This window comes from Mesorhizobium sp. M1329 (genome assembly GCF_040318035.1).
GTDB lineage: Bacteria > Pseudomonadota > Alphaproteobacteria > Rhizobiales > Rhizobiaceae > Mesorhizobium.
The window spans coordinates 114,143-130,194 of the sequence record NZ_JAMYLN010000016.1 but is presented as its reverse complement, the minus strand read 5'-3'; the positions used below and the strand labels follow the sequence as shown (position 1 = coordinate 130,194).

13 protein-coding genes are annotated in these 16,052 nt (G+C 64.2%); 2 read left to right on the top strand and 11 right to left on the bottom strand.

Features of this window, described 5'->3' with window-relative positions:
* Window positions 1–9: 9 nt before the first annotated feature.
* Window positions 10–591, bottom strand: coding sequence for a DUF1349 domain-containing protein (locus NKH21_RS18130; protein WP_352866634.1), 582 nt, complete (start codon window positions 589–591; stop codon window positions 10–12).
* A gap of 38 nt (window positions 592–629) precedes the next feature.
* Window positions 630–2,066: an aldehyde dehydrogenase family protein gene (locus NKH21_RS18125; RefSeq protein WP_352866685.1), complete on the bottom strand. Its 1,437-nt coding sequence runs from the start codon at window positions 2,064–2,066 to the stop codon at window positions 630–632.
* A 176-nt stretch (window positions 2,067–2,242) separates the two neighbouring features.
* Between NKH21_RS18125 and NKH21_RS18120 the strand changes: the two genes are divergently transcribed.
* Window positions 2,243–3,274 carry a hydroxyacid dehydrogenase gene (locus tag NKH21_RS18120; protein WP_352866632.1) on the top strand — a complete coding sequence of 344 codons (1,032 nt, stop codon included), beginning with the start codon at window positions 2,243–2,245 and terminating at the stop codon, window positions 3,272–3,274.
* Between the two features lie 26 nt (window positions 3,275–3,300).
* On the opposite strand, the gene NKH21_RS18115 is transcribed toward NKH21_RS18120, so the two are convergent.
* From NKH21_RS18115 to NKH21_RS18080, 8 genes are all read right to left on the bottom strand, one after another.
* Window positions 3,301–3,786, bottom strand: coding sequence for a hypothetical protein (locus NKH21_RS18115; RefSeq protein ID WP_352487949.1), 486 nt, complete (start codon window positions 3,784–3,786; stop codon window positions 3,301–3,303).
* Window positions 3,787–3,886: 100 nt separating this feature from the next.
* Window positions 3,887–6,718: a nitrate reductase gene (locus NKH21_RS18110; protein WP_352866629.1), complete on the bottom strand. Its 2,832-nt coding sequence runs from the start codon at window positions 6,716–6,718 to the stop codon at window positions 3,887–3,889.
* A gap of 3 nt (window positions 6,719–6,721) precedes the next feature.
* Window positions 6,722–7,051, bottom strand: a complete 330-nt coding sequence (gene nirD / locus NKH21_RS18105; protein ID WP_352866627.1) for a nitrite reductase small subunit NirD — start codon at window positions 7,049–7,051, stop codon at window positions 6,722–6,724.
* Between the two features lie 5 nt (window positions 7,052–7,056).
* Entirely contained in the window at window positions 7,057–9,507 is a 2,451-nt protein-coding gene (nirB, locus tag NKH21_RS18100; RefSeq protein WP_352866625.1) for a nitrite reductase large subunit NirB, read from the bottom strand.
* Between the two features lie 19 nt (window positions 9,508–9,526).
* Window positions 9,527–10,828, bottom strand: a complete 1,302-nt coding sequence (locus NKH21_RS18095) for an MFS transporter (RefSeq protein WP_352866623.1) — start codon at window positions 10,826–10,828, stop codon at window positions 9,527–9,529.
* Window positions 10,829–11,361: 533 nt separating this feature from the next.
* The gene (locus NKH21_RS18090) at window positions 11,362–12,159 is read right to left on the bottom strand and encodes an ABC transporter ATP-binding protein (RefSeq protein ID WP_352866621.1); all 798 of its coding nucleotides are present in this window, start codon (window positions 12,157–12,159) and stop codon (window positions 11,362–11,364) included.
* 11 nt (window positions 12,160–12,170) lie between these two features.
* Complete coding sequence (gene ntrB / locus NKH21_RS18085) at window positions 12,171–13,067, bottom strand: nitrate ABC transporter permease (protein ID WP_352866619.1); 897 nt, start codon at window positions 13,065–13,067, stop codon at window positions 12,171–12,173.
* 77 nt (window positions 13,068–13,144) lie between these two features.
* The gene (locus tag NKH21_RS18080; protein WP_352866617.1) at window positions 13,145–14,461 is read right to left on the bottom strand and encodes a CmpA/NrtA family ABC transporter substrate-binding protein; all 1,317 of its coding nucleotides are present in this window, start codon (window positions 14,459–14,461) and stop codon (window positions 13,145–13,147) included.
* Between NKH21_RS18080 and NKH21_RS18075 the strand changes: the two genes are divergently transcribed.
* Window positions 14,448–14,621: a hypothetical protein gene (locus NKH21_RS18075; RefSeq protein ID WP_352866615.1), complete on the top strand. Its 174-nt coding sequence runs from the start codon at window positions 14,448–14,450 to the stop codon at window positions 14,619–14,621. The genes NKH21_RS18080 and NKH21_RS18075 overlap by 14 nt on opposite strands.
* Before the next feature lie 191 nt (window positions 14,622–14,812).
* Here the strand turns inward: NKH21_RS18075 and NKH21_RS18070 are convergent, their stop codons facing one another.
* Window positions 14,813–16,051 carry a CmpA/NrtA family ABC transporter substrate-binding protein gene (locus tag NKH21_RS18070; RefSeq protein ID WP_352866613.1) on the bottom strand — a complete coding sequence of 413 codons (1,239 nt, stop codon included), beginning with the start codon at window positions 16,049–16,051 and terminating at the stop codon, window positions 14,813–14,815.
* Window position 16,052: the final 1 nt, after the last annotated feature.

Here is a 16,052-nt window from a genome sequence, read left to right as displayed (position 1 = left end):
CGCGGCGCCTCAGTCGTGAAGCTCTCGCGAGATCGGCGGGCCGATCGAAAAATCGCTGAATGTGACCTCGAAACCCTCGCGCTGCGGCGAACAGCACATCATGCCGACATCGACCGTTTTCGACGGCGGGAAATAGGCAAGCCGCACCGGTTTCCAGTGCTTGTCGGACGCGTCCAGATACTGGACGCGGATCGTCTCGGCATGGCGGGTCAGGCGGATTCTGACCCCGTCGGGGTCGGCGGGAATGCTGGCCAGCGACCAGTCGGAGGCATCGTTGGTGACGACGACGGAAAAATACATCAGCCCGTCGGTGTATTCGATGCCGGCCTTGATCCAGTGCGTCTCGCTCAGGCGGACCATAAGGCCGGCTTGGTCGTAAAGCACCTCATACTGCCCCTTGACCGTGACTTCGGCGCTGAAATCCCCCTCGACCTCACGATAGAGGAAATGGCCATTGTCACGCCAGAAGCCGTAGAACGTCTCGCGCCAGAGGTCGGTCTCCTTGCCGGTCCGCACATGCACCGTATCGTTGCCGAAGGCATAGTGCGGCGGTGGATTGAGCCAGGTCAGGTCTGTATTCTCAGATGCCATCGATTTGCTCGCCTGCCTGGCTGGTTTGCCGCCTTTTCTTAGCCGGCAAACGTGTACGCGGTCTTCACCGTGGTGTAGAACTCTGCGGCATAGCGGCCCTGCTCGCGCGGGCCGTAGCTCGATCCCTTGCGCCCGCCAAAAGGCACGTGGAAGTCGACGCCGGCCGTCGGCAGGTTGACCATGACCATGCCGGCTTCCGAATTGCGCTTGAAGTGCGTGGCATGCTTGAGGCTCGAGGTGCAGATGCCGGAGGTAAGGCCGAACGGCGTGTCGTTGGCCACCGCCAGCGCCTCGTCATAATCCTTGACGCGGATGACGTTGGCGACCGGTCCGAAAATCTCCTCGCGCGAGATGCGCATGGCGTTGGTGGTTTCGGTGAACAGCGCCGGCTGCAAATAGAAACCGCGGGTTTCACGATCGAGCCGCCCGCCACCGAAGGCAAGGTCCGCGCCTTCCTGACGGCCGATGGCGATATAGTCTTCGTCCTGTTTCAACTGGCTCTGGTCGACAACCGGTCCGATCTGGGTCTTGGCATCGAGGGCATCGCCGACGACCAGCTTGGCCATGCGGTCCTTGAGCGCCTCGACAAAGCGGTCATGGATGCCGTCCGTCACCACCAGGCGGGACGAGGCCGTGCAGCGCTGGCCGGTCGAGAAGTAGGCACCGTTGATGGCGCAGTCGACGGCGACGGCAAGGTCGGCATCGTCGAGCACGACAAGCGGGTTCTTGCCGCCCATTTCGAGCTGGAACTTGCGCATGTGCTCGACGCTGGCGGCGGCGACGCGCTTGCCGGTACCGACAGAGCCGGTGAAGGTGATGGCGTTGAGGTCAGGACTGTCGAGCATGGCCTGGCCGACGACCGAACCCTTGCCCATCACCAGGTTGAGCACGCCCTTGGGCAGCCCGGCGCGGTGCAGGATGTCGACAATGGTCCAGGCGCTCTCCGGAACGAGTTCCGCCGGCTTGAAGACGATGGTGTTGCCGTAGGCCAGCGCCGGAGCGATTTTCCAGGCCGGGATGGCGATCGGGAAATTCCACGGCGTGATGATGCCGACGACGCCGACCGCTTCGCGGGTGATCTCGACGCCGACACCCGGCCGCACGCTCGGCACCAGCTCGCCCGAAAGACGCAGCGTCTCGCCGGCGAAGAAGTCAAATATCTGGGCAGCCCGCACAGTCTCGCCGATGCCCTCGACCAGCGTCTTGCCTTCCTCGCGTGCCAACGCCCGGCCGATTTCATCTTTCCGCGCGGTGATCTCGTCCGACGCCTTCCTCAGCACCGCATGGCGTGCCAGCAGGCCCGATCGGGACCATGCCGGAAATGCCGCTTTCGCCGCCGCGATGGCCTGCCGGGCGTGCTCGGCGCCCCCCGACGCATATTCGCCGACTACGTCGTCGAGATTGGACGGGTTGATGTTGCGGGAGCCGGCATCGCCTACCCACTCGCCATCGATGAGGTTCTTTCGAAACGGGATCATGTCGCTGTCTTCCTTGTCGTCCTTCGATCGCCGTCTATCTGGACCACCGACCGCCGCACCGCAAGGCCGAAGAAGGCAAACTTCTCCTCCTCGACCGGCATGTGATAGGTGTCGGGGGGCGGGAAAAGACGATTCTAGTGTGGTGCGACGCGGATCGCACGGGAGGAAGTATCATGTCCGACAGCGCCTTGCCGCTGGTGATCAGCGCACCCGAACCGCGGACACTCGACCTAATCTTCACGCCGGCTGCGCTGGCGAAATTTCGATCGAAATACCGCATCGTCGAAACGTCGCCCGAGGGGGTGGCGGCGCTGCCAGCGGATATCCTTGCCGAGACCCGCTACATCGTCGGCCAACCGCCGATCGCGCCGGAGACGCTGGAAAAAATGAAGGCGCTGCGCTGCATCTTCAATGTCGAGAGCAACCTCATCAACAACATGCCGTACGAGACGCTGTTTTCGCGCGGCATCCATGTCGTCACCACCGGGCTGGTGTTTGCCGAACCGGTGGCCGAGCTCGGCCTCGCCATGGCGCTCAACCTCGCCCGCGGCATCGTCGACGCCGATCTTGCATTTCGTCAGGGCGAGGAGCTGTGGGGCGGCGACGGCAACCAGACGGCGCGGCTCCTTTCCGGTGCGGATGTCGGCATCATCGGCTTCGGCGATCTTGGCCGTGCGCTCAAGCGGCTGCTGGCGGGCTTTCGCACGCGGACAAAAGTCTTCGACCCGTGGCTGCCGCCGTCGATCCTGATCGAAAACGGCGTCGAGCCGGCCTCTCTCGACGACGTTCTGTCGAACAGCGATTTCGTCTTCGTCGTCGCTTCGGTGACCAGTGAAAACCAGGGTTTCCTTGGTGCCGAGGCGTTTGCCAGGATGCGCAAGGGAGCCGCTTTCATCCTGCTCAGCCGGGCCGGCGTGGTCGATTTCCCGGCACTGATGGATGCTGTCCGCAGCGGCCATATCGTCGCCGCCAGCGATGTTTTTCCTGAGGAACCGCTGGCCCAGGATCACCCGGTCCGCACATTGCCGGGGTTCCTGCGCTCCGCCCATAGGGCCGGTGCGCTCGACGTCGCCTTCAAGCGGATGGGCGACATGGTGCTGGAAGACATGGACTTGGTCGACCGCGGCCTGCCGCCGATGCGTTCGAAGCGGGCCGAGCGTGAGACCGTTTCGCGAATGCGCTCAAAGCCGGTCGACAAGAATTAAGCCGTCCGCCCGACGGTCGCACATACTCAGACGCTGAAGGACCAAAACAGGCAGGCCAGTGTCGCCGCGGCGAAGACGACGAAGAACAGGCTTCTCAACAGGATGTTGCGGCGCAGCTCGTTGATGAAGAGATGGCATCCGACGACGGCTGCGACAAACAGGAGCCGCCAGTTCAGCAGTGTCGAGAGCACATCGCGCTGACCGAAAGCAAATCTCGCGGCGAGACATCCAACGATGACCGCAAACAACACGATGACCGTCCAGAAGATCGCATCGGCGGCATGTGTCAGGACGATGCCGGCGAGCCTGATGGGCAGAACCATCATCAGCAGTGCGCTGAAAAAATACACCGCCGCGAGCGGAATGAACGTCCCTGCATCGGCGACGTCGCTCAGACGCTTGGCGCCGATCGCGCCATAGGGATAGCCATGCCTGGCCACCGCCAGGCTGAGCGCCATCAGCAAGGCCGTCAGCACGGCGGCCAGCGCGAATGAGGTCAGGGCTTTGCTCATAGGTTCCCGTTCCGAGCGAATCGAAGTCAGAACGTTGGTAGCCCATGGTTTGAAAATTGCTAGTAAGCATCGTGCAGCGGCGCGGCAGGGTTCCTCGGCATCACTCCGCAGCTTGAAGACGCCGCCCGTCGATAATGGTCTTGATCTCGGCGCGACAGGAGCCGCAATTGGTGCCGGCGTGAAGGGCGGCGCCAATTGCCGCAACGCTGGTGCAGCCGCCGCGCACCGCTTCCGCGATCTGGTTGGCACCGACCCCGAAACAGGCGCAGACGATGGCGCCGCGATCGACGCTCTTGCCACCAGGCCTGCCGGCGACAATCGCCAACCGCGCCTGCCGATCGGCATGGTCGGCATCCAGTTGTTCGACCGCCCAGCCGCGCGACACCGCTACCGGAGTGGGCGCAAGATAGAGCGCGCCGACCAGCCGACTGCCCGCGAAACGGGCGAAGCGATGGTGCCCGCCGGCGATGTCGTGATAGGCGAGCGTCTCCCCTTCCATGCCTAACAGGGAGGCGGCAAACGCGGTCCAGTCGCGGCTGTCCTGCAGCGCAATTTCAAGCCGCCAGCCGGCGGGGCAGCGGGCGAGGCCCCAGTAATCGGCGTCGATGGATGCGGGCCGTTCGGCAAGCACGGCGAAGCCGAAGGCCGTGGCAGCGAACCGCTCGATGCGGGCGGCAACATTCTTCGAGGCCGGCTGGCCTGAACTCGCATCGGTCGTCGGCGCTACCAATGCATCGACGCGCGCGTGGCCGGAGAACTGATCGGTCCAGTGCATCGGTACGAATACAGAGCCTTGGCGTTGGCGCACCGTCACCAGCGCGCGGACCAGCACCTCGCCATACGCGGTTGAGACGCGCACGATATCGGCATCGCCGATGCCGTAGTGCTGCGCATTCGCCGGATGGATTTCGACGAACGGTTCGGCCATGTGCTGCGATAAGCGCGGGCTTTTTCCCGTGCGCGTCATGGTGTGCCAGTGATCGCGGACGCGGCCGGTGTTGAGTATCAGCGGATAGTCCGGGCTAGTGCGGGTTTCGACGGTTGGGCGGATGGCAATGAAGCGCGCCTTGCCGTCGGGCGTGTAGAAATTGCCGTTGGCGAAGAAGCGGGTGCTTTTGTCCTCCGGCTGGCGCCAGGCACCCCCCTCTGGCCTGCCGGCCATCTCCCCCTGAAGGGGGGAGATTTGCAGTTTTGCCGGCACCGCCTTTTCAGCGATGGTAACGATTGGCGAAGGCCATGGTGGCGGCTGATCTCCCCCCTTGAGGGGGAGATGGCCGGCAGGCCAGAGGGGGGTGCCTTGGCTCGGCGCTGGCCATTGGAATGGCGCCAACTCCTCATACGTCCCTGCATCGACCCCGGCATAAGCGCCGATGTCGAAATCGCGTGCCCCGTCATTCTCGAAGCCCGACAACGCGGCATGCTCGGCGAAGATGTCGGCCGGCGACACATGCGAAAACGCCTCGCCAAAGCCCATCAGCTTGGCGACTTCAGCGATGATCCACCAATCTGGCCTCGCCTCGCCGGGCGTGGCCAAGAAAGCCCGCTGGCGCGAGATGCGGCGCTCCGAATTGGTGACGGTGCCATCCTTTTCACCCCATGCGGTGGCCGGCAGCCGGACATGGGCGTGGCGGACCGTGTCGGTCTCGCCCAGCACGTCCGACACCACAACAAACGGGCAGGCCTTGATCGCCGCTTCGACCGCATCGGCATCCGGCATCGAATCGACCGGATTGGTCGCCATGATCCACAGCGCCTTGATGCGTCCGTCGGCCACCGCTTGGAACATCTCGACCGCTTTCAGGCCGGGTTTTTCGGCGACGGTTGGGGCATGCCAGAAGCGCTGCACGCGGTTGCGGTGCTCGGGGTTTTCGATCTCCATGTGGGCGGCCAGCATGTTGGCCATGCCGCCGACCTCACGGCCGCCCATGGCGTTGGGCTGGCCGGTCAACGAAAACGGCCCGGCGCCGGGCTTGCCGATGCGACCGGTGGCCAGATGGCAGTTGATGATGGCGTTGACCTTGTCAGTGCCCGAAGATGACTGGTTCACGCCCTGGCTGTAGACGGTCACCGTCTTCGCCGTCGCGGCAAACAGGCTGTAGAAGCGGGCCAGCTCGTCCTCGCCGAGGCCCGTGGCCGCCGCGATGCCGGCAAGGTCGAGCGCCGAGGCGGCGAAAAGGGCTTGCCCGAAGCCGGTCGTGTGCGCCGTGATATAGGTGCGGTCCAGCGCGTTGTGCTGGCCGAGATAGGCGAGCAGCCCTGTGAACAAAGCTACATCGCCATCGGGCGCGATCGCCAGATGCATGTCAGCGATATCTGAGGTCATGGTGCGGCGTGGGTCGATCAGCACCACCTTCATCTCGGGCCGCTTTTCCCGGGCGGCGGCAATGCGCTGGTAGAGCACCGGATGGCACCAGGCGAGATTGGAGCCGACCAGTACGATCAGGTCGGCAAGTTCCAGATCCTCGTAATTTCCCGGAACGGTGTCCGAGCCAAAGGCGCGGCGGTGGCCGGCGACCGACGAGGCCATGCACAGGCGCGAATTGGTGTCGATATTGGCCGAGCCGATGAAGCCTTTCATCAGCTTGTTGGCGACGTAATAGTCCTCAGTCAGCAACTGGCCGGAGACGTAGAAGGCGACCGCGTCAGGGCCGTGCTCAGCAATGGTTTGCGAGAAGGTCGAAGCGACAAGGTCGAGCGCTTCGTCCCAGTCGGTGCGGCGACCGTGGATTTCCGGATGAAGCAGCCTGCCTTCGAGATCGGTGGTCTCGGCCAGCGCCGAGCCCTTGGAGCAGAGCCGGCCGAAATTCGCCGGGTGGTCCGGGTCGCCACGAACGGTAATTTGGCCGTCCGCGGCGACCTTCGCCAGCACGCCGCAACCCACCCCGCAATAGGGGCAGGTGGTCCTCACCTCGCGCGCTTCATCAATCTGCATGGTTCACGCCGCGCGGCTGGCCAGCGCTTCCAGCGCAATGAACAGCCGCTCGCCGTCGATCCGGACCGGAATGGTGCGCACCACACCCTCGTCCGCGCCGAGCGCGTTGCCTGTCTCCAGCGAGATCACCCAATTGTGCAAGGGACAGGTCACCGCCGTGCCATGGACGATGCCCTGGCTGAGTGGCCCACCCTTGTGCGGGCAATGGTCCTCGATGGCGAAGACCTGATCGTCCGCCGTGCGGAAGACGGCGATCTTGCCTTGAGGCGTTGCGACGCAGCGGGCGCCGCGGCGCGGAATGTCTGACATCGAGCCGATTGATACCCAGTTCATCATGATCACTCCGCCGCCTGCGCGAAACCGACCGAAGCCATCGGCCGGAATTCATGCTTGTCCTTGCCGGAAGCACGTTCCGACCACGGGTCGACCTGGGCGAATTTCTGGGAAAAGACGAAGCGGTCGAAATAGGCCTTGCGCTTCTCGCCATCGTCCATGATCTGGCGTTTGATCTCGGCGATGCCGACGCGCTTGGCCCATTTGTAGATACGCTCGAGATAGCGGCCCTGCTCGCGATACATCTGCGTCAACGCCACGATATGCTCCAGCGCCTCGTCCTCGGTCTTGACCAGGCCGAGCACTTCGGTGCCCTTGATGTCGAGGCCAGCGGCGCCGGCGAAATGGATTTCGTAGCCACTGTCGACGCAGATCACGCCGACATCCTTGCAGGTCGCCTCGGCACAGTTTCGGGGACAGCCCGACACCGCCATCTTGACCTTGGCCGGGGTCCACGAGCCCCACATGAATTTTTCGATACGGATGCCCAAGCCGGTCGAATCCTGCGTGCCGAAGCGGCACCAGTCCGAGCCGACGCAGGTCTTCACCGTGCGCAACCCCTTGGCATAGGCGTGGCCGGAGACGAAGCCAGCCTGTCCGAGATCGGCCCATACCGCCGGCAGGTCTTCCTTGCGGATGCCGAGCATGTCGATGCGCTGGCCGCCGGTGACCTTGACCATCGGGATCTCGAACTTGTCGACGACGTCGGCGATGGCGCGCAATTCGGCGGCGTTGGTGACGCCGCCCCACATGCGCGGCACCACCGAATAGGTGCCGTCCTTCTGGATGTTGGCGTGGACGCGCTCGTTGATGAAGCGCGACTGGTAGTCGTCGGCGTATTCGTCGGGCCAGTCGCAGACGAGATAATAGTTGAGCGCCGGCCGGCATTTGGCGCAGCCGCAGGAGGTCTTCCACTCCAGTTCCTGCATGACGGCGGGAATGGTCTTCAGGCCCTTGGCCTTGATCAGCCGGCGGACCTCGTCATGGCCAAGCGTGGTGCAGCTGCACATCGGCTGGACCGCCGCAGGGTTGTATTTGTCGCCGATGGTCAGCACCATCAGCTTTTCGACCAACCCGGTGCAGGAACCGCACGAGGCCGACGCCTTGGTGTGGGCGCGCACGTCGTCGAGCGAGGTCAGGCCCTTGGCCGTGATCGCGCCGGTGATCTTTCCCTTGCATACGCCGTTGCAACCGCAGATTTCCGCATCATCCGGCAAGGCTGCAACGGCCGCCATAGGGTCCAGGGGGGCGCCTCCCTGGTAGGACTGGCCGAAGATGAGCGTGTCGCGCATCTCGGATATGTCGGTGTGCTTCTTCTTGAGGTCGTTGAACCAGGCGCCGTCCGCTGTCTCGCCATAAAGCACGGTGCCGATGATGCGGTCATCCTTGAGCACCAGGCGCTTGTAGACGCCGGCCGCCGCATCGCGCAGCACGATCTCCTGGCGATCATCGCCCTCGGCGAAGTCGCCGAGCGAAAACAGCTCGATGCCGGTGACCTTGAGCTTGGTCGGCGTGTCCATGTGAACGAAAGCCGCCGTCTCATTGCCGGCCAGATGGCTGGCGGCGACGCGCGCCATCTCGTAGAGCGGCGCGACCAGCCCGTACACCTGGCCGTTGACCTCGGCGCATTCGCCGATTGCGTAGATGTCGGGATCGTTGCTGCGCATGCCGGCGTCGACGACAATGCCGCGATTGACCGCAATGCCGGCTTCCTTCGCCAAAGCCGCATTCGGCCTGATGCCCACCGCCATGACGACAAGCGTTGCCGGAATGATAGTGCCGTCGGCAAGCTCCACCCGCTCGACCTTGCCGTTGCCGGTGATCGCCTGGGTGTTGGCCTTGGTGATGACCTTGATGCCGCGCTGCTCGACTGCGCGCTGCAGGAGATAGCCGGCGGCCGGATCGAGCTGACGCTCCATCAGCGTCGGCATGACATGCAGCACGGTGACGTCCATACCTTGAGCGTTCAAGCCCGCGGCTGCTTCGAGCCCGAGCAGGCCGCCGCCGATGATCACAGCCTTGGCCCGCGACTGGGCGGCCAGCATCATGGCGCGGACGTCGTCCAGATCGCGATACGTGAGCACGCCCGGCAGGTCATGGCCTGGCACCGGAATGATAAACGGCACCGAGCCGGTGGCGATGACGAGCTTGTCGTAGGGCTCGGTCACGCCGTGATCGGAGGTGACGGTCTTTGCCTGCCGGTCGATGGCGACGATCTTGTGGCCCTTGTAGAGGGTGATGCCGTGCTTGATGTACCAGCCGTCGCCATGGATGATGATCTCCTCATAGGCCTTTTCGCCCGACAGAACCGGCGACAGCATGATGCGGTCGTAGTTCACGCGCGGCTCGGCGTTGAAGATGGTGACCTGGTAGCGCCCAGGCGCCTTTTCCAGGAGGTGCTCCAGCATGCGCCCGGGGGCCATGCCGTTGCCGATGATAACGAGTTTCTCGGTCATGTCCTGATCCACTCCGGTCTCACTCAGCCGCGTAGGAAAGGCCTGACGCTTCGTCAGACGCCGTGCGCTCCATCCGCCGGATGGAAAAATGCATCCAGGCAAAGCAGGTGGCGACGATGACGAAGAGCAGCATGAAGCAGCTCGACCAGACGCCGGTGAGGTCGTTGAGCGCGCCGAAGACGATTGGCAGGATAAAGCCGCCGAGCCCGCCAATCATGCCGACAACGCCGCCGACCGCGCCGACACTCTGCGGATAGTAAGCCGGGATGTGCTTGTAGACGGCAGCCTTGCCAAGGCTCATGAAGAAGCCGAGCACACAGGCAACGGCTATGAAGGCGAGCGGGCCGACCTCGAAATGGAAGGCGATCGGCCCGCTGACACCGCGCACGACGTAATCTGCCGAGGGGAGAGACAGAACGAGAGTCGCGGCGGCACTGACAGCGAAGGTCCAGTAGAGCACGGTGCGCGCGCCGATCCGGTCGGAAAGCACGCCGCCATAGGCGCGGAAAATGCTTGCGGGAATTGAATAGGCCGCCCCGATCATGCCGGCGGTCGCAAGCCCGAAGCCGTAGACGCCGATCAGGTAGCGGGGCAGCCACAGCGAGAGCGCCACGAATGCACCGAAGGCGAAGAAATAATAGAAGGCGAAGCGCCAGACCTGCAGGTTCTTGAGCGGCGCGAATTCCTGCCAGAAGCTTCTCGCGGGCGCTGCCTTGCCGGCGCGGCGCTCGCGGATGACCGGATCGTCGCCGGTCGTGAACCAGAAGACGGCGGCCATGACGACGAGTGCTGCCGCCCAGATCAGCGCGACCGTCTGCCAGCCCCAGGAGAGAAGCACGAACGGTGCCAGGAACTTGGTGACCGCGGCGCCGACATTGCCGACACCGAAAATGCCAAGCGCCGTGCCCTGCTTGCCGGCCGGGAAGAAGCGCGAGACATAGGCGACACCGACGGCGAAGGAACCGCCGGCGAGCCCAACGCCTAGCGCAGCGACCAGCATCTGCCCGTAGGTGTGCGCAAAAGCGAGCAGGAAGGTCGCGACCGCCGCCGCAAGCATGGTCGCGGTGTATACCAGCCGTCCGCCAAAACGGTCGGTCCAGACACCGAGCACCATACGCACGAGCGAGCCGGTGAGGATCGGCGTGCCGACGAGCAGGCCGAACTCCGTCTCGTTCAGCCCCAGCTCCTGCTTTATGCGCACGCCGATGATTGAAAAGATCGTCCACACCGCGAAGCAGACGGTGAAGGCGATGGTGGACATGACAAGCGCCTGCCGGGGAGCACTGTCCTGGCTGGGCGCTGCTGGGAGATTTGCGGTCATTTTCTGGCTCCGGTTTGCGGCGTGGGAGGCACCGCCCTTGTCTGTTCGTTCGCGACTGTCAGCGGCGCGGCATCGCGGTCAGCGCGCTGACGGCCAGAAAATCGCGGCGCGTGAAGTCCGCGAGGGACGCGCCAGTTCCGATCCGTTTCGTCATCGTCGTCTCCGGTTGGGCGCCGCTTGGGACCAGCGCGGTCGATTGCGTCAAAAACAAAAAAGCCGCCGGCCAGGTCTTCGCGTCCGGGTTCCGGGGGCGCGTGTGGACCTGAGCGGCAGCTTTGCCTGTGGCGCCCGCCATTGGACGCCGTGTCACTTGGCCCTTGCGGACCTACATTTTGAAAAGCAGGAAGCGTGCCAATTCGACAGCGCTCTGAATTATCGAATGAAATCAATGCGAACTGCAGCCGCGCGACTTTTGACCAAGCTCGGCAGCGGATCAAAGATTAGTCAGAATGCCTTGCACAGCAGCATAATATTTGTGCAATGCGGTAGGTTGCCCATTGCCGATGCAGATGACGAGTTTTCAGGTTATTGCCTTACTCCGCGGCTTCGACGAAGCGGTGGCGTTCGTAAAGGAATTTCAGCACCGCCTCGCGGCAGCGCAGGAAGGTGCGGTCGGAGGAAAGCTCGATGCGCCGGCGCGGCCGGGCCAGCGGCACGGGAAGAACCTCGCCGATGGTGGCCGCCGGGCCGTTGGTCATCATCACGATGCGGTCGGACAACAGCACCGCCTCGTCGACATCATGGGTGATCATGATCGTCGTCGAGCCGAGCCTCGAATGGATATCCATCACCGCGTCCTGAAGATGGGCGCGCGTCAGCGCGTCGAGCGCGCCGAAGGGCTCATCGAGCAGCAGGATCTTCGGTTCCATGGCCAGCGCCCGGGCGATGCCGACGCGCTGCTTCATGCCGCCCGATATCTCCGCTGGGCGCTTGTCTTTCGCATGTGCCATCTGCACGAGATCGAGATTGCGCATGATCCAGTCATGCCGTTCGGCCCGGCTCCTGGTGTGACCGAAGACTTTCGATACTGCCAAATTGATGTTTTCGTAGACGGTCAGCCATGGCAGCAGGCTGTGGTTCTGGAACACCACGGCGCGTTCCGGGCCAGGACTGTCGACCTCCTTGTCCTCGAGCAGAACGGCGCCGGCCGAGACCTTGGTCAGGCCGGCGATCAGGTTGAGCAAGGTCGACTTGCCGCAGCCTGAATGGCCGATGATCGAGACGAATTCGCCCTTGTCGATGGTCAGCCGAATATCCTTCAGGACGTCACTGACCTGGCTGCCGCGGGCGAAGGATTTGTCGATGTGGTCGAGCTTCAGATAGGCCGTCATCGTCCCTCTCCTCACTTTGCCGTTGTGCCGCGGGTGACGAAGGCGCCGACCGCCGCGACCAGGCGGTCGAGGCAGAAGCCGGTGACGCCGATATAGGCGAGCGCGACGATGATGTCGGGCAGGCGCGACGAATTCCACGCGTCCCAGATGAAGAAGCCGATGCCGACGCCGCCGGTCAGCATTTCGGCGGCGACGATGGCCAGCCACGACAGGCCGATGCCGATCCGCAAGCCGGTGAAGATGTAAGGCGCGGCCGCCGGCACCATGATCTTCACGAAGAACTCGAACTGGTTGAGCCGGAGGATACGGGCGACGTTGCGGTAGTCCTCGGGGATGTTGCGGACACCGACCGCGGTGTTGATGATGATGGGCCAGATCGAGGTGATGAAGATGACGAAGATCGCCGACGGGCTGGAATCGCGGAACGCCGCCAGCGACAGCGGCAGCCAGGCGAGCGGCGGCACCGTGCGCAGGATCTGGAAGACCGGATCGAGCCCGCGCATCGCCCAGATCGACTGGCCGACGAGCGCGCCGAGCGCGACGCCGACGATTGCCGCCAGGCCGAAGCCCATGGCGACGCGCTGCAGCGACATCAGCACCCGCCAGGCGAGCCCAATGTCCTGCGGGCCATTGTCGAAGAACGGGTGGGCGATCAGGTCATAGGCTTCGTTCCACACCTGGCTTGGCGGCGGCAGGCTGGCTGTGGGCGACGAACAGGCGACCTGCCAGACGACGAGCATGATGGTGATGACAATGACCGGCGGCACCAGCGTGCTTGCCAGCTTGGCGGCGATCGCGGCCGGGTCGAAGCGGCGCCGCGCCCTGGCGGTGAAAGCGATGATTTCGGCGGGCTTGGCCGGCGCGGGGAACGGCTTCACCTTGCTGTCCTCGATGGCTTGGATAGACATTGTTTCGAAAAACTCCTTGGCGGCACGTGCAAGGCAGGCGGCGCTGTCACCGCCTGCCCCGCGCGTCTATGTCAGGCTCAGGCCGACACCTTGATCTTTAGACTGTCGAGATAGGCCGACGGGTTCTCCGGATCGAAGATCTTGCCGTCGAAGAAGGTTTCGGTGCCGCGCGACGAAGACGCCGGAATATCGGCCGCGGCGACACCAAGATCTTTGGCCGCCTCGCGCCACAGATCCTCGCGATTGACCTGCGCGACCAGCGCCTTGATGTCGGTGGTCGGCGCGAACTTGCCCCAGCGGATGTTCTCGGCGAGGAACCAGCTGTCGTGGCTCTTGAAGGGATAGGACACGCCGCCCTGCCAGAACTTCATGTAGAGATCGGTGCCGGTGGCGACGCGGCCATTGCCGTAGTTGATGTCGCCCTTGAGGCGGCCGATGATGTCGGCGGTCGGCACGTTCATCCACTGCCGCTTGCCGATGATGGCGGCCATCTCGTCCTTGTTCTCCTTGGCCTCGCACCATTGCTGGGCCTCCATGACGGCCATCAGGATCGCCTTGGTGGCGTTCGGATATTTGTCGATGAAGGCGGCGCGCAGGCCGAGCGCCTTTTCCGGATGGCCCTTCCACAGTTCGCCAGTGGTGGCGGCGGTGAAGCCGACGCCCTGGTGGACGAGCTGCTCGTTCCATGGCTCGCCGACGCAGAACACGTCCATGTTGCCGACCTTCATGTTGGCGACCATCTGCGGCGGCGGCACGACGATGGTCGAGACGTCCTTGTCGGGATCGATGCCGCCGGCGGCCAGCCAGTAGCGCAGCCAGAGATCGTGCGTTCCGCCCGGGAAGGTCATGGCGGCCTTGACCTCCTTGCCTGCTGCCTTCTTGGCGGCGAAGGCTTCCTTCAGCTTGGAGGCATCGAGGCCGACGCCGGTGGCGGCATATTCCTGGGCGACGGAAATGCCCTGGCAGTCGTAGTTGAGCCGCGCCACGATCGCCATCGGCAGCGGCTGCTTGTTCTGCGTCACCTTGCCGGTGTGCATCAGATAGGGCATCGGCGTCAGGATATGGGCGCCGTCAATGCCGTTGGCGTCGCCGCCGAGCACCAGATTATCCCGCGTTGCGCCCCACGAGGCCTGCTTGAGCACCTCGACATCGGGCATGCCGAATTTCTCGAACAGGCCCTTTTCCTTGGCGATCATCAACGGCGCCGCATCGGTCAGCGCAATGAAGCCGAGCTTGGCGCCCGTGACTTCCGGTACGGCGGTAGCCGCATAGGCGCCGGAGGGCAGCAGCGCACGCGCCGCCGCCAGCGTTGCCGCGGTAGCCGCGCTGATCCTCAGGAAATCCCGGCGGCTGATCGCCGTTTGGGCGGAATGGCTCTTGATGCGTTTCGTCATCGTCATCTCCGGTTGGGCGCGGCTTGGGATCGGCGCCGTCGATTGCGTGAAAACAAAAAAGCTGCCGGCCAGGCCGCGCGCGTCCGTCCATCCGGGATCGCGTGTTGACCTGAGCGGCAGCTTTGCCTGTAGCGCCCGCCATTGGACGCGTATTCCGTGACCCGAGAAGAGTCTGCCTATTGCAAAGCAGGAACCGTGCCAGTTTCGGAATGGATGACAAACATCAATGAGATCAATGCCATGCCACAATCGTCGGCGCGCCGGCCCGCTGGGCGAGCAAGCCAAGGATTGTTCATTAGCGCATTTGCACGCACATTTTTTGTGCAGCGCACAAGAATGCCGCGGAAATGATCAGGCTTCGGCGCGCGCCAATTTCTGGCCGGCAATGTAGGCGTCGATCTCGTCGGGATCGAAGATCTGGCCATCGAAGAAGCCGTCGGGACCGAGCACCAGGCTGGCACCGGCCGAGCCGACCGGAGTGGCAACCGTAAGCGCCCCCTCGACCTTGGAATTGGCACCCGGCAGAGCGACGCCGAGCGGCTTCAGCGCCGCGCGATAGAGGTCGGGCCGATAGGTCTCGCGTGCCAGCGCCATATTGGCGGCGCTGTGCTTGACCTGCCCCCAACGCACCATCTGCGTGTAGAACCACAGCGCATGGCTCTTCCACGGGAAGTTCGCCGCCTTGTCGAAGGGCAGAAAGAAGTCGCCGACGCTGAGTTCGGCGCCGCCGCCGAGCGCAAGATGGCCGCTGAGGATCGGCATCTGCAGCGCCGGCGCCAGGCCAAGGAAAGCCGGCTGCGCCATCAGGGCCGCAAGTTCGCCGCGGTTTGCCGGGTCCTGGCACCAGCGCGCCGCATGATGCAGCGCGCGCAGCAGGGCCGAAAGCGCGTCCGGCTGTTTTTCGGCCCATGCCTTGCGCACGCCGACGACTTTCTCCGGGCTGGTCTTCCAGATTGCCGCCTTGACCGTGGCGATGCGGCCGGTGCCGGCGACGACCGCAGCACTGTTCCAGGGTTCGCCGACGCAGTAGCCGTCGATCCTGCCGGCGGCGAGCGCATCCGCCATAAAAGGCGGCGGCACGATGACGATTTCAATCTCATGCGACGGGTCGATGCCGCAGGCGGCGAGCCAGTAGCGCAGTTCGTAATTGTGCCCGGAATGCGGATGGACGACGGCAAAGCGAAGCGGATCGCCGCCGGCATTCGCCCGTTCACGGATCAGCGCTCCCAAGGCCTTGCCGGCCCGCGCCGGATCGAGGTCGGGTAAGGCGCCGTGCGCGGCCATGCCCGCCCAGACGGCGTTCGAAACGGTGACGCAATTGCCGCCGAGGCCGAGCGAGAACGGCACGACCGTGTCGGAGGCGAGCGGCGTCAGCCCCAGATTGCAGGCGATCGGCATCGGCCCCAGCATGTGCGCCAGATCGAAATGGCCGATGGCGATGCGGTCGCGGATGTTGGCCCACGACGTTTCCCGGTTGAGCGTCAGGTCGACGCCTTCGCGCAGGGCGAAGCCAATTTCTTTCGCCGCGACAAGGACAGCGCTGTCGAAGAGCGGCATGAAGCCAGCATTGATCCGGTGCTCGGCCGCCATT